The following is a 23,346-nucleotide window of genomic DNA, read 5'->3' as shown; positions in this document are numbered from 1 at the left end:
GAACAATCGATAACGCTCTTGCCCCACCACTCGGCACCTCGCTTAGGCTCGGCGTGCCCTCACTACGGCCAGCGTGGTTTAACGGGGCGCCTAAGATCAAGATCAAAAGCAGATCAAGAGCACAGCGGCCTACCGGCCGGCTTGAGTGTGGTGAAGCAACAGCAAAATCAGAAGCAGGCACGGTTTAAATGTGGGAGCGGGCTTGCTCGCGAAGGTCGTTAACGATGACGTGGGCGTCCTGATTCAACGCGGCGCCCTCATGTTCTTCGCGAGCAAGCCCGCTCCCACATTAAGCAGCTCTGCGTTTGATCTTGAGATGGCTTGCTCGCCCCTCGATGCGTCAACCATGTCCCCGCACAGGTGTCCCGTCCAAGACATGCTGTAAGAACCGCCACCCGAATAACGGATAGATAGGCCAAAAAAAACGCCCCGAACCAGTCGGGGCGTTTTTTATTCAGCAATCACCGATCAAGCCTGATCAGCCAACCGCCACGTCGTACCGCCCTTCCCGTCTTCCAACACCACACCCATCGCGGTCAGTTGGTCACGGATACGGTCAGACTCCGCCCAGTCCTTGTTGGCCCGGGCAGTCAAACGTGCCTGGATCAGCGCATCAACTTCAGCGGCATCCACACGCCCTTCAGCGCCCGCCTGCAGGAAGTCATCGGCTTCCATCTGCAATACGCCCAGCACGCTCGCCAGCTCTTTCAAACGTGCGGCAAGCCCCGCCGCTGCGTCGAGATCGCTCTCGCGCAGGCGGTTGATCTCACGCACCATTTCAAACAGCACCGCGCAGGCTTCAGGCGTACCGAAGTCGTCGTTCATCACTTCGGTGAACCGCGCAACAAACGCTTCGCCGCCCGCAGGCGCCACGGAGGGCAGGCCTTTCAACGCGTGGTAGAAACGCTCCAGGGCGCCCTTGGCGTCCTTGAGGTTGTCTTCCGAGTAGTTGATCGCGCTGCGGTAATGGCTCGACACCAACAGGTAGCGCACCACTTCCGGGTGGTACTTTTCCAGCACGTCGCGAATGGTGAAGAAGTTGTTCAAGGACTTGGACATCTTCTCGCCATTGATGCGAATCATGCCGCAGTGCATCCACGCGTTGGCGTAGGTCTTGCCGGTGGCCGCTTCGCTTTGGGCGATTTCGTTTTCGTGGTGCGGGAACTCAAGGTCGCTGCCGCCGCCATGAATGTCGAAGGTCTCCCCCAGGCAGCAGGTGGACATCACCGAGCATTCGATGTGCCAGCCCGGGCGCCCGGCGCCCCATGGCGACTCCCAGCTCGGCTCGCCGGGCTTGGTGCCTTTCCACAGCACGAAGTCCAGCGGGTCTTGCTTGGCTTCGTCGACTTCGATCCGCGCACCGATGCGCAGGTCTTCGATTTTCTTGCGCGACAGCTTGCCGTAGCCCATGAACTTGGCGACGCGGTAGTACACGTCGCCATTGCCCGGAGCGTAGGCGTAACCCTTGTCGATCAGGGTCTGGATCATCGCGTGCATGCCCGGGATATGGTCCGTGGCGCGCGGTTCCATGTCCGGCTTGAGGATGTTGAGGCGTGCCTCGTCCTCGTGCATCGCAGCAATCATGCGCTCGGTCAGCGCGTCGAACGACTCGCCGTTTTCGTTGGCGCGATTGATGATCTTGTCGTCGATGTCGGTGATGTTGCGCACATACGTCAGGTCATAACCGCTGAAACGCAACCAGCGGGTCACCAGGTCGAAGGCAACCATGCTGCGGCCGTGGCCGATGTGGCAGTAGTCGTACACGGTCATGCCGCACACGTACATGCGCACCTTGTTGCCATCCAGCGGCTTGAAGACTTCTTTGGTCTTGCTGAGTGTGTTGTAGATCGTTAGCACGACAGTTCCTTAAAACAGAATCACTGGCCCCACGAATCACGCAAGGTCACGGTACGGTTGAATACCGGAGCACCGGGTTTCGAGTCCTTGATATCCGCGCAGAAGTAACCTTCGCGCTCGAACTGGAAACGGTCTTCCGGCTGTGCGTCGCCAAGCGATGGCTCGGCACGACAACCCGTGAGAACTTGCAGCGAGTCAGGGTTGATGTTGTCCAGGAAACTGGCACTGTCTTCGGCCTTCTCGGGATTCGGCGAGCGGAACAGGCGATCGTACAGGCGCACTTCGCACTCGACGCTGGCCGCCGCCGGCACCCAGTGCACCACACCTTTGACCTTGCGGCCTTCCGGGTTCTTGCCCAGGGTGTCCGGGTCGTAGGAGCAACGCAGTTCGACGATGTTGCCATCGGCGTCCTTGATCGCTTCGTCGGCACGGATCACGTAGCTGCCGCGCAGGCGCACTTCGCCGTTCGGCTCCAGGCGCTTGTAGCCTTTTGGCGGCTCTTCCATGAAGTCATCGCGGTCGATGTAGATTTCACGGGCGAACGGCAGCTTGCGCACGCCGAGTTCTTCTTTCTGCGGATGACGTGGCAGTTCGAGGTTTTCGACCTGGCCTTCCGGGTAGTTGGTGATCACCACCTTCAACGGACGCAGCACGCACATGGCGCGCGGGGCGTTCGCGTCGAGGTCCTGACGGATGCTGAATTCGAGCATGCCGTAATCGACCACGCCGTCGGAGCGGTTGGTGCCGACCATTTCGCAGAAATTGCGGATCGATGCCGGGGTGTAGCCACGGCGGCGGAAGCCCGACAGCGTCGACATGCGCGGGTCGTCCCAGCCAAACACGTGCTTTTCATCGACCAGTTGCTTGAGCTTGCGCTTGCTGGTGATGGTGTAGTTCAGGTTCAGGCGGCTGAACTCGTACTGACGCGGGTGCGCCGGTACCGGCAGGCTGTCGAGGAACCATTCGTACAGAGGACGGTGGCTTTCGAACTCCAGGGTGCAGATGGAGTGGGTGATGCCTTCGATGGCGTCCGACTGACCGTGGGTGAAGTCGTAGTTCGGGTAGATGCACCACTTGTCACCGGTCTGGTGGTGATGGGCGTGGCGGATGCGGTACATGATCGGGTCGCGCAGGTTCATGTTCGGCGAGGCCATGTCGATCTTGGCACGCAGTACGCGGGCGCCGTCCGGGAACTCGCCGGCGCGCATGCGGTTGAACCAGTCCAGGTTCTCTTCCACCGAACGGTCGCGGAACGGGCTGTTCTTGCCCGGCTCGGTCAGGGTGCCACGGTATTCCTTGGCTTGCTCCGGGGTCAGGTCGTCAACGTAGGCCTTGCCGGCCTTGATCAACTCGACGGCCCAGTCGAACAGCTGGTCGAAATACTTGGAGGCATAGCGCACTTCACCGGACCATTCGAAGCCCAGCCACTTGATGTCGCTCTCGATGGCGTCGATTTATTAAAGGTCATCCTTCGCCGGGTTGGTGTCGTCGAAACGCAGGTGCGTGACGCCACCGAACTCCTGGGCCAGGCCGAAGTTCACACAGATCGATTTGGCGTGGCCGATGTGCAGGTAACCGTTGGGCTCAGGCGGGAAGCGGGTGACGATCTGCGTGTGCTTGCCCGAATCCAGGTCCGCCTGGATGATCGGGCGCAGGAAATTGACCGGGACGGCAGGTCCGGCCTTGGAATTCGAGGTAGGGTCGACAGTGGGCTTGCTCATAGGATCCTTGAACAGACGAAGTACTTGGCCGGGTGAGGCCGACAAACAAAGGGCTTATCATAGCCGATGCTGTCAAGGCCCTGACAGAGCGTGGCCAAAAACTGCTGCATTTATTGCACGGGCGGTAAAAAACCACCTCGAAATTCCCGCAGGTCACGCTAAACTGCGCGCCTTGGCTGCCGTTTTTGCCAAGCAGGTAAGGCGCAAAACGCCCAAACCCACGAATTCCTTGAAAGAGTAGTGAACATGACTCAAGTCAAACTGACCACCAACCACGGTGACATCGTCATCGAGCTGAACGCCGAGAAAGCGCCGATCACCGTCGCCAACTTCATCGAGTACGTTAAAGCCGGCCACTACGAAAACACTGTTTTCCACCGTGTCATCGGCAACTTCATGGTCCAGGGCGGCGGTTTCGAGCCTGGCATGAAAGAAAAGAAAGACAAGCGTCCAAGCATCCAGAACGAAGCGGACAACGGCCTTTCCAACGACAAGTACACCGTCGCCATGGCCCGTACCATGGAGCCGCATTCGGCCTCCGCGCAGTTCTTCATCAACGTCGCCGACAACACCTTCCTGAACCACAGCGGCAAGAACGTGCAGGGCTGGGGCTACGCGGTATTCGGTAAAGTCACCGAAGGCCAGGACGTTGTCGACAAGATCAAGGGTGTGCAAACCACCGGCAAGGCAGGTCACCAGGACGTTCCGGTAGAAGACGTTATCGTCGAGAAAGCCGAGATCGTTGAGTGATATTGCTGATTTCAGATTTGCATCTGGAAGAGGAGCGCCCGGACATAACCCGGGCGTTTCTGGATTTACTGCACGGCCGCGCCCGTTCTGCCCAGGCGTTGTACATTCTGGGGGACTTCTTCGAAGCCTGGATTGGCGACGATGGGATGACGCCCTTCCAGCGTTCGATTTGCCTGGCCCTGCGCGAGCTGAGCGACAGCGGCACCCAGATTTTCATCATGCATGGCAACCGGGATTTCCTGATCGGCAAGGCGTTCTGCAAAGCCGCAGGCGCAACCTTGCTCAAGGACCCGAGTGTGGTGCAACTCGCAGGCGAGCCCGTGCTGTTGATGCACGGCGACAGCCTGTGTACCCGCGACCTTGGCTATATGAAGCTGCGGCGCATCCTGCGTAACCCCATCACGCTGTTCATCCTGCGCCACCTGCCCTTGCGCACGCGGCACAAGCTGGCGCGCAAGCTGCGCAGTGAAAGCCGCGCGCAGACGCGGATGAAGACCAACGACATTGTCGATGTAACGCCCGAGGAAGTGCCGAGGGTGATGCAGCAGTTCGGCGTGCGTACGTTGGTGCATGGCCACACCCACCGCCCGGCGATTCACAAGTTGCAGATTGGCGAGCAAGCGGCCAAGCGCATTGTGCTGGGGGATTGGGACAAGCAAGGGTGGGCATTGCAGGTGGATGAGCAAGGGTTTCAACTGGCGGCGTTTGACTTCGTCAACCCGCAGTTGGCACTGCCCGGCGCTTGACCCAGATCGTTCCCACGCTCTGCGCGGGAATGCATCCTGTGACGCTCTGCGTCACGACCTTCAAAAGCGGACGCAGAGCGTCCAAAGCGGCGTTCCCACGCAGAGCGTGGGAACGATCATCAAAGCGGCATTCCCACGCGGAGCGTGGGAATGATCATGGATTGAGGCTTAGTGGCCAGAAGCCTCCGGCCCCGCCTTCGCTGCAAACGGCGGTTTCGCCAGCCATACAATCACGATCAACGCCATGAACATCCACCCCAGCAACGTGAAGTAATCCACGGTGGACATCATGTACGCCTGGCTCGTCAGTATCTGGTCCAACTGCGCATACGCCTTGTGCCCTGCCCCGCCGAGCGCCTGCAAGGCGTCCCGGGTGGCCGAGTCGTAGGTGGTCATGTTTTCGCTCATGTAGGCATGGTGCTGGTCCGCCCGGCGAATCCAGATCCAGGTGGTCAACGAGGCCGCAAAGCTGCCGCCCAGGGTCCGCAGGAAGGTCGCCAGGCCAGCGCCGTCGGCGATTTGCGCCGGCGGCAGGTCGGACATCAGGATGCTCAAGGTCGGCATGAAGAACAGCGCTACGCCGATCCCCATGAACAACTGCACCAGGGCGATGTGCGTGAAGTCCACTTCATTGGTAAACCCGGCGCGCATGAAGCAACTCAAGCCAATCGCCAGGAACGCCAGCCCGGCCAGCAGGCGCAGGTCGAACTTGTGCGCATATTTGCCCACGAACGGCGACATCAACACCGGCAGAATCCCGATCGGCGCCACCGCCAGGCCCGCCCAGGTGGCGGTGTAGCCCATCTGGGTTTGCAGCCATTGCGGCAGGATCAGGTTGATCCCGAAGAAACCCGCGTACCCGAGTACCAACACAATCGTGCCGATGCGAAAGTTGCGATAGGCGAACAGCCGCAGGTTGACCACCGGGTGCTCGTCGGTCATTTCCCAGATCACGAACACCGCCAGGGCGACAGCCGAGATCACCGCGCCGATGATGATGAAGTTCGACTCGAACCAGTCCAGGTCGTTGCCCTTGTCGAGGATGATCTGCAAGGCGCCGACGCCGACGATCAGGCTCAGCAAGCCGACGTAGTCCATCGGTTGGTAGCTGGTGACCACCGGGCGTTTCTTCAGTTGCGAGCGCACCACCATCACGGCAAAGATGCCGATGGGTACGTTGATAAAGAAGATCCACGGCCAGCTGTAGCTGTCGGTAATCCAGCCGCCGAGGATCGGCCCGGCAATCGGCGCCACCACCGTGACCATCGCCAGCAACGCTAGGGCCATGCCACGCCTGGCGGGGGGATAGACCGCGATGAGCAGCGTCTGGGTCATCGGGTACAACGGGCCGGCAACCAGGCCTTGCAATACCCGAAAGCCGATCAGCTCGGGCATCGAGGTGGAAATACCGCAGAGAAACGAGGCCAGCACAAACAGGATGGTGGCCCACAGAAACAGCTTCACCTCGCCGAAGCGACGGCTCAGCCAGCCGGTGAGCGGCAGCGCGATGGCGTTGCTCACGGCAAACGAGGTGATGACCCAGGTGCCCTGCTCCGAACTCACGCCGAGGTTGCCGGAAATCGTCGGCAGCGCCACGTTGGCGATGGTGGTGTCGAGCACCTGCATGAAGGTCGCCAGGGACAGGCCGATGGTGGCCATCAGCAAGCTGGGCGGCGTGAAGGAGGCGTTAGCGTTACTCATCGCGAATCCTGTGCAACATGATTGGCGCTACGGCCGCCGGGGCCGCAGCTGATGGATTGGCGAATCAGCGCTGGGCAGCCTTGGGAGCGGCGACGCTGTTGTCATGGATCAGTTGGGTGATCATCGCGTCGGCTTCGGCCAACTGGCGGTCGTAAACGTTGGTGGTGAACGACGCCTTCTGCGGCGCCTGCTGGGCCAGTACCGGGCCGCTCTGGTCGTGCAGGTCGACGTTGACCACGGTGGACAAGCCCACCCGCAGCGGGTGCTTGGCCAACTCATCGGCGTTCACATGGATACGCACCGGCACCCGTTGCACGATCTTGATCCAGTTACCGGTGGCGTTCTGCGCCGGCAGCAAGGCAAATGCACTGCCGGTCCCCGCGCCGAGGCTGTCGACGGTGCCGCTGAATTTCACGTCGCTGCCGTAGATGTCGGATTCGATATCCACCGGCTGGCCGATACGCATATTGCGCAGCTGGGTTTCCTTGAAGTTGGCGTCGATCCACAGTTGATCCAGCGGAATCACGGCCATCAGTGCAGTACCCGGCTGGACCCGCTGGCCCAGTTGCACGGTACGCTTGGCCACATAGCCGGTCACCGGTGCGATCAGGGTGCTACGGGCGTTGGTCAGGTAAGCCTGGCGCAACTGTGCGGCGGCAGCCTGCACGTCCGGGTGGGACGAAATCACGGTGTCATCCACCAGGGCGCTGCTGGTCTTGAACTGTTGCTGCACGTTGGCCAAGGCGTTTTGCGCCGAGGTCAGGTCGTCACGGGCGTGGGACAGTTCTTCCTGGGAAATCGCCCCGCCGGCAGCGAGGTTCTTGCGTCGGTTGTAGTTGTCCTGGGCCTTTTGCACGTTGGCTTGTTGCGCCAGCACCTGGGCTTTCATGCCATCGACGTTGCTGTACAAACCACGCACCTGGCGCACGGTGCGGGCCAGGTTGGCCTGGGCACTTTGCAGGCCGACGGCCGCGTCGTTGGGGTCGAAGTTGATCAGCACCTGGCCTTCATGCACCAGGTCGCCGTCGTCGGCGCCGATGCTCACCACGGTGCCGGTCACCAGCGGGGTGATTTCCACCACGTTGCCATTGACGTAGGCGTCGTCGGTGCTTTCGCTGAAGCGGCCATACAATTCGTACCAACCCCACACGCCCAGGGCGCCGAGGATGACGATCAGCGCCAGCACAAACAGCATGACTTTGCGTTTGCGCGGGTTGCTGTTGTTGGGTTGTTCAGCCTTGTTTGTTTCAGGAGCGTTGTTGCTGGTTTCGGCAGTGGCCATGACAAGTACCTTGAATTATTCAGTGCGCGTGGCTGGGGTGGTCGAGGCCACGTTATCGGCGTGGAAACCGCCGCCCAGGGCCTGCATCAGTTGAATCGAAAGATCGATTTGCTCGGCATTCAGGGTGGCCAACTGACGCTGGGCCTGGAGCAGTTGCTGTTCGATGCTGAGCACGTCCAGGTAATTGCCGATACCTGAGCTGTAACGCTGGACGCCGGTGTCGTAGGACTGCTGGGCAATGTCAGCGGCGTGTTGCTGGGCCTGGATCTGCCGGCCGGTCTCGCGCAATTGCGAGAGTGTGTTGCCGATATCGCCCAAGGCTTGCACCAGGGTTTTGTTGTACTGGGCCACGGCCAGGTCGTAGTCGGCGTCGCGAGCGTCGAGGTCGGCGCGCAGGCGGCCGCCGTCGAAGATCGGCAGCGAGACGGTCGGCGCAATGCTGAAGAAGCGGCTGGCCGAACCAAACATCGCATCCCCCAGCAACGACTCGGCCCCGGCGCTCGCGCTCAGGTTGAGGTTGGGGTAGAAACGGGTCTTGCTGGCCGCGATGTTCTTGCTCGCCGCCTCCACCCGCCAGCGTGCGGCGATCAGGTCCGGGCGACGGCCCACCAGCTCGGCAGGCAACACCGAAGGCACCGCAACCGCGCTCGGCTTGAGCACGTTGGGGCGTACCAGTTCGCTGCCACGGTCCGGGCCTTTGCCGAGCAACACCGCGAGGGCGATCTTCGCGCTCTGCAGTTGTTTTTCCGCATCGATCAGTTGCGACTGGGAGCTGGCTTCCAGGCTTTCGGTTTGCTGGTACTGGTACTGGCTGTCGATCCCGGAGTTCAGGCGACGCTGGCCCAGGTCGAGCATCTGCCGGGTGCGCTTGAGGTCATCATTGGCCAGGTCACGTACGATATGGGCCTGGCCCAGGTCGCTGTAGGCCTTGGCGACGTTGGCCGCGAGGGTCAGGCGCGCGGCCTGTTGGTCGACTTCGGCAGCGCGGGCCTGGCCCAGCGCGGCTTCCCAGGCGGCGCGCTGGCCACCCCACAGGTCGAAGTTGTAATTGAAGCTGGCACCGATGTTACGCACGGTGGCGTAGGCATCGCCCTGGCCCAACGGGTCCTGGTCCTTGGCCAGGCGCGAACGGCTGACACCGGCGCTGGCATCCAGGGTTGGCATGCGCTCGGCGTCGGCGGCATAGGCAGCGGCTTCGGCCTGGTGGGCACGGGCGCTGGCCACTTGCATGTCGGGGCTGTTCTGCAGGGCTTCCTGGATCAGGCCGTCGAGCTGTGGGTCGCCAAGGCCTTTCCACCAGTCGGCGGTGGGCCAGGCAGCGGTGGACAGGGTCACGCCGCTGAGGGATTTGCCGGTTTGCAGGTTATTGGCTTCGAGGCGTTTGCCTTCTGTGTCCAAGCCGCTGAAATTGGCACAACCGGCCATAGTCATGGCCACCAGCACAAGGCTGAGGCCGGCACGCAAGGAGCGATTGTTCATGCACTACCTACCCGCTGGATGGTGATGGGGTCACCCGCAGCTATCAGAATTTTCTTCAGGATTTTTTCCAGGGTTTGCAATTCACCCGGCTCCAGGGCGCCCGCCAACTGGTTCAAGGCCTGGGCACCGATGTGCGGCAGCATGTCGGCCACGCGCTGGCCTTCGGCGGTCAGCACCAACTGCACCTGGCGCCGGTCCTGCTCGGAACGCTTGCGCGCCAGCAGGTCCTTTTGTTCCAGGCGGTCGAGCATGCGGGTCATGGAGCCGCTGTCCAACGACAGGTTGCGGCACAGCTCGGCCGGGGTGTCGACGCCGTACTGGGCCATGATGATCAACACCTTGAACTGCGCGGCCGTGATGCCGTGGGGTTCCATGTGGGTGTCGATGATCTTGTCTTTGAGCAGCGCAGCCCGGCCCAGCAGCAGGCCGAGGTGGCAGTTGTGGAAGTTTTCGGGGGTGAAGTGCTTCATCGTGACCAGCCTATTAACTGCCTAAGCAGTGAATGTGTGACACGATGTTACTGCCTAGGCAGCGAATGTCAAACGAATAGTTAGGTTGCTTGCTAATTAGCGGATAAATGGTGGGAGCCAGGCTCCCACCATTACCGTGGACGGATCAGAAATCGCGCTTGTAGAAAATATCCAGGGAGCTGGCCACGCCGCTGGCCACTTCCAGGTACACCTTCTTGCTCAGCAAATAGCGCAAGGCGATGGTGTTGGCCGGCTCGAACACCCCCACGCCATAACGCAGGCTGAGCTTCTCGGAGATCTTGCCGCTGGCCACCACGGCGGTGTTGTTGCCACTGCCCTGGGTGTCCAGTTCAAAGTCCTGGATGCCCAGGTTCTTGGCGATGTCCGACGTGACCCCGGCACTGCCCATCAACCCAAGACCCAGTGCCGCTTCGGCCAGCATGTTGTTGTCCTCACCGTTGGTGGTGCGCGAACGCCCCAACACCAGGTACGACAATGCATCCTCTTGGGCCATGGCCGGCTCCGAGAAAATTTGCGTAGTCGGTTGCTCGGCACTGCCGCTCAGACGAATACCGGCGGTGACGGTCCGGGACGGCTCGGTGGTGATCCGCACGGCCTCGATATCCAGGAACGGCTGGTCGATCGGCCCGGCAAACAGCAATCGCGCGCGGCGCACAGTCAGGCGTTGGCCGTAGGCCCGGTAGCGGCCGTCGTTGAGCCACAGTTCACCACGGGTGTCCATGTTGTCGCCGATGTGCACATGGCCTTGCAGGTTGGCGGTAAAGCCAAACCCGGCGAAGCTCAGCTTGTCCTTGCCTACCTCCACATCGATGTCCATCGCCATGGCCATCGGCGGCTTGCCCTCTTCGGTCTGGCTGCCGACGATCACCGTGTCATCCGAGACCTTGACCGTCGATGGGGGCAATTCCCGCACGGTGATCTCGCCCTTGGGAATCTGCACCTTGCCGGAGATCGCCAGCTTGTCGTTCTTCATGCTGATCTTCAGGTCAGGCGCCACCTCCAGGGCCGCGTACGGTTCCACGGTGACCGGCAGTTGCGTGCCTTGCAGCGCGATATCCACCGCCAGGGCCTGGCCCCAGTCGATCTGCCCCTTGATAGTGCCCTGCCCGGCCTTGCCGCTGCGCCAGCCGCCATTGAGCTGCACGCTTTCGCCGGCAATCAACGCCTGGATATTCAGGCCTTCAATGCTGGTGGGCAGTTCCGGGCCGGAGATTTCACCCCCCACCAGGTTGATGCTGCCGTTGACCTGAGGCGCCAGCAGGCTGCCGCCAATTCGCCCGTTACCGTTGAGCTTGCCGTTGAGCTTCTCGACCATGGGTACAAAGGGGCGGGCCACCGCGAGGTCGAGGCCGGTCAGGGTGAAGTTGCCGGTGATCGGCTTGTTCTTTGCCAGCGGATTGAGCTGCGCCTGCAACAGCAACTCGCCGAGCTTGCCGCCACGGAAATTGAGCTGGGTGTCGATGCGCGTGGGGTTGAGGGTGGTTTCCAGCTTCAGCGTGTCGTAGGGGAAATCCAGCCACTGGTCCTTGTCCTTGACCCGCAGGGTACCGCCGCTGGCGTCCACCGAGACCACGCCTTTGGGGCCGCTGGCCGGCAGGTCGAGCTGCACGTCGGCATTGAGCTTGCCCTGCCAGGCGAAATCCTTGGGCAACCACTGCGCCAAGCTATCGATCGGGAACTGCTTGAGGTGGTAACGCAGCTTCGGCTCGGGCATCAGGCGCTGGTCTTCGCCGCACAGGCTCGCCGGGCCGGAGACCCAGCAGTGCGCCGCAAAGGTCAGCTTGCCATCGGCCAGGCGCTCGATCTTCGCCGGCGCTTGCAGCTTCCAGTCCTGGCCACCGGCTTGCACATCGCCGCTGGCCAGGCGCCCGCGCCAGTTGTCTTTGTCGAGGTTGCCGTCCAGGGCCAGGGCCAGCTTGAGCAACGGGCCGGCCAGGTCGAGCTGGACTTTCTGGCTTTTGATATCGCCCTGGGCGCTGGCACTGAAGGTGCCGAGCTGGGTTTCACCGGCCTGGATGCCACTGCCTTTCAGGTCGACTTTGGCGCGCTGGGCATTATCCAGGTTCGCGTCCAGGGTCAGGTTTTGCAGGCGGTTATCTTCAAACGCCAGTTGCTGGCCAACCAGGTTGAGCTTGCCTTGCGGCGCTTTCAGGGTGCCGGCGACGTCGAGGCGACCATTCATCTGCCCGCGCAGTTGCGGCCAGAGCTGGGCGAGGCGCGTCAGCTTGATGTCGATCTGCCCGGCAAGGCGCTGTTGCAGGCTGCCGCTGCCATAGATGCGGTTGTCGCCGAGGCGAATGTCCAGGGTGCCGAGGGTCCATTGCTCGCCTGCGCCTTCGGCCTTGGCCTGGAGCACGGCAGGTTGGCCACGCAGACGGCCCTTGAGGTCGAGGTCGGCATTGAGCTTGAGTTGCTCGTTCTTCATTTCACCCTTGCTGCGCAACGGGCCCGCGAGGGTGCCGGGCAACTCCGCGACCCAATACGCCGGGTTGATCGCCGACAGGTCCAGCGCCGTGTCCCAGGCGATGCCATCGGCAAATTGCAGGTTCAGGTGGCCTTCGGCCTTGCCCTGACCAGCCGCGAGTTTCAACTCGGGGAGGAACACTTGCTTGAGGTCGCCACTGAACGGGCTGGCCAGGCTGAACTTGCCCGCAGGGCCGTCGAGGTCGGCCTTGAAGTTGCCCAGATAGTTGCCGTCCTTGTAGGAAACTTCACCATTGAAGGTACGCAAGGCCACCTGGGGTTCGTCGATCACGGGGTACAGGCGATGCCACGGGAAATCCAGCCAGTCGATTTTCGCGTCGGCGCTGAAGCCTTGCTGCCAGTCCAGATTGGCACTGAGCTTGAGGCTTTGCTTGTCACCGGCATTCAAATCCAGCCCGGCGATCTGCGCGCCCTTGGCGTCGACCTTGCCTTGCAGCAGCAGGTCCACCGGGCCTTTTTCCGCGGGCAGTACGGCTTTGCCCAGCAACTGGTAACCGTTGCTCAGGTCGCCCTTGGCGGTCAGGTCCAGCTGATTGAGTTGCAGGGTATCGGGCAAATCGGCGCTGGGTTTGAAGCCGTCGGCGGTGATGTGCAACTGCGCCGGCAGGTTTTCCACCAGCGGTTGCAATTCGCCGCTGAGCTTGGCCGGCAGGTAGCCGCTGCTGTCGGCGTCGAGCTTGAGGGTCTTGAGCAAATCGCCATCGACCTTGAGCGCCAGCGTCCAGGGCGCACCGCCCGGCGCGTAAGGCAGGCTCAGGTTGCCGCTGGCGGCCAGCGGCCAATTGCCGGTGGGTTGCAGCAGGCCGGACAGGTCAAGGACCAAACCGTCCCGTTGCAGGTGCACCGAATCGATCTGCATCCCGGCGGCAGTCCAGTGCGCCGCCAGCTGCAGGCCCTGGAGCTCTTCGCTGCCATTGAACAGCAGGCTGCCAACGCGGATGTCACCCAACTGAAGGGCGACCGGCAGTTTCAGGTCCGGCAGGGTAATCGGGCCGCTGCTTTCTTCGGTGCCGGGTGGAAATTGCAGGCTCACCTGCTCCACATCCAGTTGGTTGATGCACAAGGTCATGCGCATCAAACACGCGGGCGACCAGTCGAACTTCGGCGCCTGAAGCTCCACGCGGCTGCTGTCCTGCTGCCATAACAGATGGTCGGCACTCCACTGCCCGCCCAGGCGACCCTGGAAATTTTCCACGGTCAAACCCGGCACCTGGCCCAGCACCCACCGGCTGCCGACCTGGGTACCCAGCACCGTCCACAGTGCCAGCACTATCACCGCGAGGACCGCCAGAATGGCCAGCCCCGCTATTTTCAAACCACGCATCACAGCTCAGGCCCCATGGAAAAGTGCAAACGAATGCCGCCCGGATCTTCGAGGGCATGGGCCAGGTCGAGGCGGATCGGGCCAACCGGCGACACCCAGCGCACACCCACACCCACGCCGGTTTTCAGGCTCGGCATTTCCAGGGTGTTGAACGAGTTGCCTTGGTCGATAAAGGTCGCGATCCGCCATTTTTCGGCGATGGAATATTGGTACTCGGCGCTCAGGGCCACCATGTAGCGGCCGCCGATGCGGTCGCCACGATCGTTTTCCGGGGACAGGGTCTGGTACTCGTAACCCCGTACGCTCTGGTCGCCACCGGCAAAAAAGCGCAACGACGGCGGCACGGATTTGTAGCCATTGGTGGCACTGCCGCCAAACTGCGCCCGTGCCAGGAAACGGTGGTTGTCCCACAGGGTGGTCAAGCCCTTGATGGTCGCCGTGCCGTAAAGCAGGTTGGTGTCGGAACCCAGGCCTTCCTTGGCGACCTTGGCGTCGAACAGCAGGCGATAGCCATTGTGCGGGTCGATGCGGTTGTCGCTGCGCAGGTAGGAATAACTGATGCCGGGCATCAGCAGCGTACTCAGGCCCGAGTCGTTGCCCAGGCGATATTCTTCGCGCTGCCATTTGAGCGAGATCACCCGCGTCCAGCCGCTGGGCAACTTGCTGTGCCACTCGGGGCCGAGGGTGAGCAGTTTACTCAGGGTGTCGGTGTTGGCGATTTCTTCATTCTGGTAGCCGCCGGCAAAGCGCAATTTGTCGGTCAGTGGCGGGTCCATGGGAATGTCGTACCACAACCCGACGTTCTGCCGAGGCGCGGAAAGCTCGGCTTCCCAGCCATAACTGTGGCCCTGGGGGTTGACCCAGTGGCGCGTCCAGTTGGCCTTGCCCCGCGGGCCGACATCGGTCGAGTAACCGAGGCCCAGGCCCATGGTGCGCGGCTTGCGGGTTTCCAGTTGCACGGCCACCGGGATCACGTCATTGGTCGAGGCCGCCGGGGCGGCGTCCACGCGCACGCCTTCGAAAAAGCCGCTGGATTGCAGGTTCTGGTTGAGTTCGGCGATCAGTTCGGAGTCGTAAGGCGCGCCGCTCTTGAACGGCACCATGCGTTGCAGCAGGTCTTCATCAAACGGCGTGTCGCCGGCAAAGCTGACCTTGCCCAAGGTGTAGCGTGGGCCACTGTCGTAAATGAGTTCGATATCGGCCACCCCCGCCTTGGGGTCGACCGAGAGTTTCTGGCTGGTAAAGCGCCCGCTGAAAAAGCCGTAGCGTGACGCCTGGTTCTGGATGACGCGCTTGGCGTCTTCGTAGTTGCCGTGGTTGAGCACGGCGCCGGATTTGAGTTGGTCGCTGGCGGGCACGCGAAAGGCTTTGAGGTCGGCGGCCTGGCCATCGACCCGAATCGTCACATTGCGCAAATGCACCGGTTCGCCGGGGTCGATGGTGAGGATCAGGCGCGGGTTCTTGCCGCCCTTCACATCGCTGGCAATCTGCGGTTGATAGTAGCCCAACGCCTGGGCAGCCTTGCGGGCCTGCTCCTCGGCGCCACGGCTGAACCGCAGCAGGGCTTCTTCGTCACGATCGCCGACCCCGCCGATATAGCCTTCGATGTTGGCTTTCAACGCGTCGTTTGAAGGCTTGATGCGCACATCCAATTCGCTTTGCGCCAAGGCGCCGCAGCTCGTGAACAGCAGAATCAAGCCGCTGGTAAATCTTCCTGGAAACTTCATAGGCCGGGATGCTACACGAGCTTGGGAGCGAGTTAGAACCCGGATTTGTCTGAATAATTCTGTCTTAAACCGTTGCAGCCTGTAACACCTGCGGATTTGCGTGAAAGAACACGTGTTCCAGTACCGGTCCTACAGCGACCTCGCCGATCTCTTCATAGCCCTGGCGCTTATAGAATTCCAGATAGCGAGAATTCCCCGTGTCCAGCACCACGCCCGAGGAATGCGGGTCTTCGGCGCACCAGTTGTGCACCGCTTCCAGCAGTTGCTCACCGTAGTGCTTGCCCTGGAATTGCGGGTGAATCCCCAGCAACGGCAGCACATGCACCGAATCCGAGGGCAGGCACGCCAGCACTGCCTGATGGTATTCCAGGTAACGCCGGGTACCGCGCACACCGGTACTCAGCCACATGCGCAACTGCCAGGCCCAGCTTTCGGTGATGCCCAGGCGGCGGGTCGGTGGCGCGATCAGGGCGATGCCGATCAGCCGGTCGTTGACCAATAGGCCAATCGCCGGGAGTTTCTGGAAGAAGTGCTGCTTGACCAGTTCACGCACCGTGGCGCGCACCCGCTGTTCGTAACCGGGACGTTCGGCTTCGAAGATGTAGGCGAACGTCGGCTCATGGCGATAGGCCTGGTACAACAGCGAACGGGCTTCGCGGGAATAGCCGCTGTCGAGCATGTGGATCTGGGCGATGGCAGTCGAGGTGTCAGGCATAACAGTGAATCTCCCCTGGGCGCTGACTCAAAAGGTCGCGCTCTTGTTATTACGAACGTCTGCGGCACTGTTTCGTTCAGTGTAGCCACCGGACGCCGCTTCGTAGCCCAACGCAGCCTTGTGCCTCGGCAGCTGCTACAAGGCTGGCTCCCGTCCTACATTGTCGGCTAGCATCGCCCTTTTGCCAGACTGGACCGCCGACCATGAAAATCGTGTCTTTCAATATCAACGGGCTGCGCGCCCGCCCTCATCAGCTGGCGGCACTGATCGAGAAACACCAGCCGGACGTGATCGGCCTGCAGGAAACCAAGGTCCACGACGACCAGTTCCCGCTGGATGAGATCAAGGCCCTCGGCTATCACGTGTATTACCACGGGCAGAAAGGCCACTACGGTGTTGCCCTGCTCTCGCGCCAGGAACCGCTGGCGCTGCACAAAGGCTTTGCCAGTGACGAAGAAGACGCCCAGCGCCGGTTTATCTGGGGCACCTTCGCCGACGCCAACGGCAACCCGATTACCATCATGAACGGCTATTTCCCACAGGGCGAAAGCCGCGACCACCCCACCAAGTTCCCGGCCAAGCAGCGCTTCTACGAGGACCTGCAAACCCTCCTGGAGTCGCAGTTCAGCAATGAACAGGCCGTGGTGGTAATGGGGGATGTGAATATTTCCCCGGAAGACTGCGACATCGGCATCGGTGCCGACAACGCCAAGCGCTGGCTGAAGACCGGCAAGTGCAGCTTCCTCCCGGAAGAACGCGAGTGGATGGCCCGCCTGAAGAACTGGGGCCTGGTGGACAGCTTCCGCCACCTCAACCCGGATGTGGCAGACCGCTTCAGCTGGTTCGATTACCGCAGCCGTGGTTTTGAAGACGAGCCAAAGCGCGGGCTGCGAATCGACGTGATCCTGGCTTCCCAAGGCTTGTTGCCCCGGGTGAAGGATGCCGGTGTGGACTACGACCTGCGCGGCATGGAAAAACCCTCCGATCATGCACCGATATGGCTGGAATTGAGCTGATTTCTTAACAGCAGCGCCGTTAAATGTGGGAGCGGGCTTGCTCGCGAATACGGTGTGTCAGTCACCGGATACGTCGACTGACACACCGTATTCGCGAGCAAGCCCGCTCCCACACTTTTTGACGGCGTGATGCCGGTCATATTGCTGAAACCTCTCTGACTTAATCTCGCGGCACTCCCTTTGGCTTGAGAAGGTGCCGGCATGATGCTGCGCGTTCTATCCCTGCTGGCCCTGCTCAGCGCATTTCCCCTCGCCGCTTTTTCCACCCCTCTGCCCTTCCCCGAACATGGCCCGGCCTTGCGCATCCAGGGTTCCAACACCATCGGCGCGGCACTTGGCCCGGCGCTGGTCAAGGGGCTGATGGAGCAACAGGGGTTGCAAGCGGTGCACAGCGAGCCATCTGACCAGGCCAACGAACAGCACATCGTCGGCAAGACTCGCCAGGGCCAGAAGGTGACGGTGGAAGTGGCGGCCCATGGTTCCAGCACCGGGTTCGCAGCCCTGAAAAACGCCAGCGCCGACCTCGCAGCGTCTTCCCGGCCGATCAAGGACAGCGAACTGGTGGACCTCGAAGCCCTCGGCGACCTGAAAAGCCCCGACGCCGAACAGGTCATCGCCATTGACGGGCTGGCGATCATCCTCAACCCACGCAACCCGCTGGGGACGCTGAACACCGCGCAACTGGCGCAGATCTTCAGCGGCGAAGTCTCGACCTGGGAACAACTGGGCGGCATCGGTGGCCAGATTCACCTGTACGCGCGGGATGATCAATCCGGCACCTATGACACCTTCAAGGAACTGGTGCTCAGCCGGCGCGGCAAGTCGTTGGATGGCAGCGCCAAGCGCTTCGAATCCAGCGAGCAGTTGTCGGATGCTGTCAGCCATGACCCCCAGGGCATCGGTTTTATCGGATTGCCCTATGTGCGCCAGGCCAAGGCGGTGGCCATCGTCGATGGCGACTCGCAGCCAATGCTGCCGCTGAACAGTTTGATCGCCACCGAGGACTACCCACTGTCACGCCGGTTGTTCTTCTACCTGCCACCTGTTGCACAAAACCCCTGGGCCAAGGCCCTGGTGGACTTTGCGCAAAGCAGCAAAGGCCAGGCGATCGTCGCCGCCAACGGTTTTATCGCACAGCAGGTGCAGGCCATGGCGGTGGAACCACGGGCGCCGATGCCCGGGGATTACCAGGCGATTGCCCGACAAGCGCAGCGCCTGACGGTGAATTTCCGGTTTGAGGAAGGCAGTGCCAGCCTCGACAACAAGGCGCGCCAGGACCTGATGCGGGTAGTGGCTTATATAAAGAGCCACGGCAAGCTGGACAAGCAGGTGACGCTGGTGGGGTTTGGGGATGCCAAGAGTGATGCGCAGCGGGCGGCGCTATTGTCGAAGTTGCGGGCGATGGCGGTGCGCCGGGAATTGGTTAAAAGCGGCGTGGTGCTGAGGGACATTCAGGGGTTCGGTGCCGAGATGCCGGTGGCGGCAAATACGGCAGATGAGGGACGGATCAAGAATCGGCGGGTAGAGGTTTGGGTGTATTGAGGACGCGGAGCGTCCGGGGCAGCATTCCCACGCAGAGCGTGGGAACGATCAACTGGCCTCATCGCGGCAAGCCCGGCTCCCACAGTTGACTGCATTCCCCTGTGGGAGCTGGCTTGCCTGCGATGAAGACACCTCGGTTTTACTGCCCGCTGCGCATCATTTCCCGCGGCACATACTTGCCGATCTCGAACTTGCCGATTGCTGCGCGGTGCACTTCGTCCGGGCCATCGGCCAGGCGCAGGGTGCGCTGCATGGCGTACATGTAGGCCAGCGGGAAGTCATTGGATACGCCGGCGCCACCGTGGATCTGGATGGCGCGGTCGATCACCCTCAACGCCACGTTCGGCGCCACCACCTTGATCTGGGCGATTTCGCTTTTCGCGACCTTGTTACCCACGGTGTCCATCATGTAGGCAGCTTTCAGGGTCAGCAGGCGCGCCATGTCGATTTCCATCCGCGAGTCGGCGATCTTGTCGATATTGCCACCCAGGCGGGCCAGCGGCTTGCCGAAGGCGGTACGGCTGACGGAACGCTTGCACATCAGTTCCAGCGCGCGCTCGGCCATGCCGATGGAACGCATGCAGTGGTGAATACGGCCCGGACCAAGGCGCCCCTGGGCAATTTCAAAGCCCCGGCCTTCGCCCAGCAGGACGTTTTCGTACGGCACGCGGACGTTTTCAAACAGCACTTCGGCGTGGCCATGGGGTGCGTCGTCGTAGCCGAACACCGGCAGCGGGCGCACGATCTTCACACCGGGCGCATCCACCGGTACCAGGATCATCGAGTGCTGCTGGTGACGCGGCGCATCCGGGTTGCTCAGGCCCATGAAGATCAGGATCTTGCAGCGCGGGTCACAGGCGCCGGAGGTCCACCATTTTTTACCGTTGATCACCCACTCGTCGCCGTCGCGTTCTGCACGGGCGGCCATGTTGGTGGCGTCGGAGGAAGCCACGTCCGGCTCGGTCATGGCAAATGCCGAGCGGATTTCGCCGCGCAGCAGCGGTTCGAGCCAGCGCTGTTTTTGCTCTTCGTTGGCGTAGCGCACCAGCACTTCCATGTTGCCGGTATCCGGTGCCGAGCAATTGAACGGCTCCGGCCCCAGCAAGGAGCGGCCCATGATTTCGGCCAGGGGTGCGTATTCCAGGTTGGTGAGGCCGGCGCCCAATTCGGATTCCGGCAGGAACAGGTTCCACAGGCCTTCGGCTTTAGCCTTGAGCTTCAACTCTTCCATGATGGCGGTGGGCTGCCAGCGGTCACCTTCGGCAACCTGGCGTTCGAACACAGGCTCGGCCGGGTAGACGTAGGCATCCATGAACGCGGTGACGCGTTCACGCAGTTCCTGAACCTTGGGCGAATAGGCGAAATCCATGGGCAGCACCTTCTCAATGGAGGTTGTTGAGGTCATGAATCGATGCTAGAACAGCGTTGATAATTTACCTAGCCTATTCTCGGCGTGTATTAACATTCATCACCGATATATGATCGGCGTATGGACACCTAACAATAAGAGCGCAGCGAAATGAATCTGAGCAAGGTCGACCTCAACCTCTTCATCGTCTTTGACGCGATCTACACCGAAGCCAACCTGACCCGCGCCGGGCAGATTGTCGGGATTACTCAACCTGCGGTGTCGAACGCTCTGGCCCGCCTGCGGGAGACCTTCAACGACCCGCTGTTCGTGCGCACAGCCCAAGGCATGGTGCCCACACCCATGGCCCAGAACATCATTGGCCCGGTGCGTAACGCGCTGTCGCTGCTGCGGGTGTCGGTACAGGAAAGCCGGATCTTCAACCCGCAACAGGCGGCCAAGACCTACCGCATCAGCATGACCGACCTCACCGAAGCGGTGATTCTGCCGCCGCTGTTCCAGCGTCTGCGCCGCCTGGCACCTACGGTGGTAATCGAGAGCTTCCTGTCCAAGCGCCGGGAAACCACCAAGGAACTGGCGGCCGGTCGCCTGGACTTTGCCGTGGATGCGCCGCTTAACACCGACCCGCAAGTGCGCCACGTCAAGCTCATGGAAGACCGCTACGTGTGCGCCATGCGCAAGGGCCATCCGATGGCGGGCAAGGACAAACTGACGCTGGATGACTACCTGTCGCTGACCCACATTCATATCTCCAGCCGGCGCAACGGCCTGGGCCATGTCGACCTGGCGCTGGGCAAGATGGGCCTGCAACGCAAGATCGCCCTGCGCTCCCAGCACTACCTGATGGCCTCGCAGGTGCTGCAACAGACCGACATGGTAATGACCGTGCCGGAGCGCTTCGCACGGCGCCATGAACTGCACTGGTTCAACCTGCCGGTGAATGATGTGCCGATGGTGGAAACCCATCTGTACTGGCATGAAAGCACCGACCAGGATCCGGCCAACCGCTGGATGCGCGAGCAGATGATCGAGTTGTGCCAGCAGGTGACGGCCCATGAGAAGAAGCTGGACAAACTGTAGGAGCGAGCTTGACGTTAACGTCAACCAGCCATTAGCTTAACGCTCAAGACACTCCTTGAGCGCCCTCATGAGCACGACCTACAGCATCTCCGACCTCGCCCGCGAGCTCGACATCACCACCCGCGCCATTCGTTTCTATGAAGAACAAGGCCTGCTGTCCCCGGAACGCCGGGGCCAGGAGCGCATTTATTCGCCCCGCGACAAGGTCAGCCTGAAGCTGATCCTGCGGGGCAAGCGCATCGGTTTTTCCCTGGCCGAGTGCCGGGAACTGATCGAACTCTACGACCCTACCAGCGGCAACCAGAAACAGCTGCACAGCATGCTGGCGAAAATCGCCGAGCGCCGCGAGCAGCTGGAACAACAGTTGCTCGACATCGAACAGATGAAGCTCGAACTGGACACCGCCGAAGAGCGTTGCACCCAGGCGCTGGAACAGACCATTCAGGGCCAGGTTGGCCATTCATAAAAGGTAGCTGCCATGTCCCTCCCCTCTCATGTGCGCCTGGTGGAAGTGGGCCCCCGCGACGGCCTGCAGAATGAAGCGCAACCCATCAGCGTCGCCGACAAGGTGCAATTGGTGGACGCCCTGAGTGCCGCCGGCCTGGGTTACATCGAAGTCGGCAGTTTTGTGTCGCCCAAATGGGTACCGCAGATGGCCGGGTCGGCCGAGGTGTTTGCGCAGATCCAGCGCAAGCCGGGCGTGACCTATGGCGCGCTGGCGCCAAACCTGCGGGGTTTTGAAGATGCACTGGCGGCGGGCGTAAAAGAAGTGGCCGTATTTGCGGCGGCTTCCGAGGCGTTTTCCCAGCGCAATATCAACTGCTCCATCAGCGAAAGCCTGGAACGCTTCGTGCCGATCATGGACGCGGCCAGGCAGCACGGTGTGAGTGTGCGGGGTTATGTGTCGTGTGTGTTGGGTTGCCCTTATGAAGGTCAGGTCGCGCCGGAACAGGTCGCGGCAGTCGCTCGCGAGCTGTTCGCCATGGGCTGCTATGAGGTGTCCCTGGGCGACACGATTGGCACCGGCACTGCAGGCGCAACACGCCGGATGTTCGAGGTGGTCGGCGCGCAGGTGCCACGGGACAAGCTGGCCGGGCACTTCCATGACACCTATGGCCAGGCCATCGCCAATATCTACGCCAGCCTTGAGGAAGGTATCCAGGTGTTCGACAGCTCTATTGCGGGCCTCGGCGGGTGCCCCTATGCCAAGGGGGCCAGCGGTAACGTTGCCACTGAAGATGTGTTGTACCTGCTCAATGGCTTGGGCATCGAGACGGGTATCGACATGGACAAGCTGATTCTGGCGGGTCAGCAAATTTGTACGGTACTCGGCCGCCCAACCGGTTCGCGCGTGGCGAAGGCTCGCAGCGCCGGTTGAGTAGTGCGCTTGTGACGATGTGTTACCTCGCGGCTACACATCGGGTAACACGGGAACATATTTTGTCGCATTTCCTGAAGGAAATTTCTCGCCAAAAAATCAAGGCATTGATTTTAAAGGACTTTATAAAGTTGGCACGGCTTCTGCTATCTCTATTGCATAACAAGAATAAAAAGCACCAAACCTAATAAAAATAAGACGTAACGACTCTGACATAACAAAAACAACACGGCAGAGACGCAGCTAACAGATTTTTTTGGAGAAGATGTGCTTCGCAGGGTACGGCTTGTCGAAACCCGCAACCGGATAGAGAAGAACAAAAAACTACCTCAAGGTAGCTACCCACTGGTTGGATCGCGTGCGAAGAAGCAGATCAGCGCTCAAAAAAATACGTTTGCTCTTGACCCCGGATGGGGGTTGCCAAAAACTGCGGTAAAGGGCCACGGTTGCCAAAAACAACAATAGACCGCCCCTCAATAATAAAAAAAGAGCACGCAACGACAAAATTAAAGGGGACCTTCGGGTCCCCTTTGTGCGTTCTCGGGGAAGGTGATTTGCGTGTATATCCGTTTTTTGGGTGATGGCTGAGATTGGTTCCGCTCTTACAGCGGCTCACTTTTGAACAGCGCAAAAGTAAGCAAAACGCTCTTGCCCCACCACTCGGCACCTCGCCTAGGCTCGGTG

At 61.2% G+C, this 23,346-nt stretch carries 16 protein-coding genes and 1 pseudogene; 7 read left to right on the top strand and 10 right to left on the bottom strand.

What is annotated here, in order from left to right:
- Positions 1-468 precede the first annotated feature (468 nt).
- Together cysS and ACIOMR_RS24100 are read right to left on the bottom strand one after the other, a co-directional pair.
- Positions 469-1,857: a cysteine--tRNA ligase gene (cysS, locus tag ACIOMR_RS24105; protein WP_008432427.1), complete on the bottom strand. Its 1,389-nt coding sequence runs from the start codon at positions 1,855-1,857 to the stop codon at positions 469-471.
- A 20-nt stretch (positions 1,858-1,877) separates the two neighbouring features.
- Positions 1,878-3,578, bottom strand: a pseudogene (locus ACIOMR_RS24100) (glutamine--tRNA ligase/YqeY domain fusion protein).
- Between the two features lie 246 nt (positions 3,579-3,824).
- Between ACIOMR_RS24100 and ACIOMR_RS24095 the strand changes: the two are divergent.
- Both ACIOMR_RS24095 and lpxH read left to right on the top strand, forming a co-directional pair.
- Positions 3,825-4,328, top strand: a complete 504-nt coding sequence (locus ACIOMR_RS24095) for a peptidylprolyl isomerase (RefSeq protein WP_003211783.1) — start codon at positions 3,825-3,827, stop codon at positions 4,326-4,328.
- A complete protein-coding gene (lpxH, locus tag ACIOMR_RS24090) occupies positions 4,325-5,074 on the top strand; it encodes a UDP-2,3-diacylglucosamine diphosphatase (RefSeq protein ID WP_177028448.1) in 750 nt (249 codons plus the stop codon). The genes ACIOMR_RS24095 and lpxH overlap by 4 nt, the downstream gene beginning before the upstream one ends.
- Before the next feature lie 168 nt (positions 5,075-5,242).
- Here the strand turns inward: lpxH and ACIOMR_RS24085 are convergent, their stop codons facing one another.
- The 7 genes from ACIOMR_RS24085 to ACIOMR_RS24055 form a co-directional block, all read right to left on the bottom strand.
- Positions 5,243-6,775 carry a DHA2 family efflux MFS transporter permease subunit gene (locus ACIOMR_RS24085; RefSeq protein ID WP_003211786.1) on the bottom strand — a complete coding sequence of 511 codons (1,533 nt, stop codon included), beginning with the start codon at positions 6,773-6,775 and terminating at the stop codon, positions 5,243-5,245.
- 64 nt (positions 6,776-6,839) lie between these two features.
- On the bottom strand, positions 6,840-8,057 hold the full coding sequence (locus ACIOMR_RS24080) for an efflux RND transporter periplasmic adaptor subunit (RefSeq protein WP_087694799.1): 1,218 nt from the start codon (positions 8,055-8,057) through the stop codon (positions 6,840-6,842).
- A 15-nt stretch (positions 8,058-8,072) separates the two neighbouring features.
- Positions 8,073-9,536, bottom strand: coding sequence for an efflux transporter outer membrane subunit (locus ACIOMR_RS24075; protein WP_008432421.1), 1,464 nt, complete (start codon positions 9,534-9,536; stop codon positions 8,073-8,075).
- On the bottom strand, positions 9,533-10,006 hold the full coding sequence (locus ACIOMR_RS24070) for a MarR family winged helix-turn-helix transcriptional regulator (protein ID WP_003211792.1): 474 nt from the start codon (positions 10,004-10,006) through the stop codon (positions 9,533-9,535). The genes ACIOMR_RS24075 and ACIOMR_RS24070 overlap by 4 nt, the downstream gene beginning before the upstream one ends.
- 145 nt (positions 10,007-10,151) lie before the next feature.
- Positions 10,152-13,835, bottom strand: coding sequence for a translocation/assembly module TamB domain-containing protein (locus ACIOMR_RS24065; RefSeq protein WP_401196772.1), 3,684 nt, complete (start codon positions 13,833-13,835; stop codon positions 10,152-10,154).
- Entirely contained in the window at positions 13,835-15,562 is a 1,728-nt protein-coding gene (locus ACIOMR_RS24060) for an autotransporter assembly complex family protein (RefSeq protein ID WP_023658973.1), read from the bottom strand. Before ACIOMR_RS24060 ends, ACIOMR_RS24065 begins: the two co-directional genes overlap by 1 nt.
- A gap of 64 nt (positions 15,563-15,626) precedes the next feature.
- Positions 15,627-16,277 carry an N-acetyltransferase gene (locus tag ACIOMR_RS24055; protein WP_003211798.1) on the bottom strand — a complete coding sequence of 217 codons (651 nt, stop codon included), beginning with the start codon at positions 16,275-16,277 and terminating at the stop codon, positions 15,627-15,629.
- A gap of 203 nt (positions 16,278-16,480) precedes the next feature.
- Here ACIOMR_RS24055 and xthA point away from each other — a divergent pair, with 203 nt between their 5' ends.
- Positions 16,481-17,293 (top strand): exodeoxyribonuclease III, encoded by an 813-nt coding sequence (gene xthA, locus ACIOMR_RS24050; protein ID WP_102369515.1) that lies wholly within the window; start codon positions 16,481-16,483, stop codon positions 17,291-17,293.
- Positions 17,294-17,494: 201 nt separating this feature from the next.
- Positions 17,495-18,835, top strand: a complete 1,341-nt coding sequence (locus ACIOMR_RS24045; RefSeq protein ID WP_003211801.1) for a substrate-binding domain-containing protein — start codon at positions 17,495-17,497, stop codon at positions 18,833-18,835.
- Positions 18,836-18,974: 139 nt separating this feature from the next.
- On the opposite strand, the gene ACIOMR_RS24040 is transcribed toward ACIOMR_RS24045, so the two are convergent.
- On the bottom strand, positions 18,975-20,204 hold the full coding sequence (locus ACIOMR_RS24040) for an acyl-CoA dehydrogenase (RefSeq protein WP_003211803.1): 1,230 nt from the start codon (positions 20,202-20,204) through the stop codon (positions 18,975-18,977).
- Between the two features lie 150 nt (positions 20,205-20,354).
- Here ACIOMR_RS24040 and ACIOMR_RS24035 point away from each other — a divergent pair, with 150 nt between their 5' ends.
- The 3 genes from ACIOMR_RS24035 (at position 20,355) to ACIOMR_RS24025 (ending at position 22,662) form a co-directional block, all read left to right on the top strand.
- Positions 20,355-21,284, top strand: coding sequence for a LysR family transcriptional regulator (locus tag ACIOMR_RS24035; protein ID WP_003211805.1), 930 nt, complete (start codon positions 20,355-20,357; stop codon positions 21,282-21,284).
- Positions 21,285-21,351: 67 nt separating this feature from the next.
- Complete coding sequence (locus ACIOMR_RS24030) at positions 21,352-21,750, top strand: MerR family DNA-binding transcriptional regulator (protein ID WP_003211806.1); 399 nt, start codon at positions 21,352-21,354, stop codon at positions 21,748-21,750.
- Positions 21,751-21,762: 12 nt separating this feature from the next.
- Complete coding sequence (locus ACIOMR_RS24025) at positions 21,763-22,662, top strand: hydroxymethylglutaryl-CoA lyase (RefSeq protein WP_003211808.1); 900 nt, start codon at positions 21,763-21,765, stop codon at positions 22,660-22,662.
- Positions 22,663-23,346 lie beyond the last annotated feature (684 nt).

Source organism: Pseudomonas sp. NPDC087814, assembly GCF_044742865.1.
Taxonomy (GTDB): domain Bacteria; phylum Pseudomonadota; class Gammaproteobacteria; order Pseudomonadales; family Pseudomonadaceae; genus Aquipseudomonas.
This window is presented reverse-complemented; position numbering and strand designations above follow the sequence as displayed.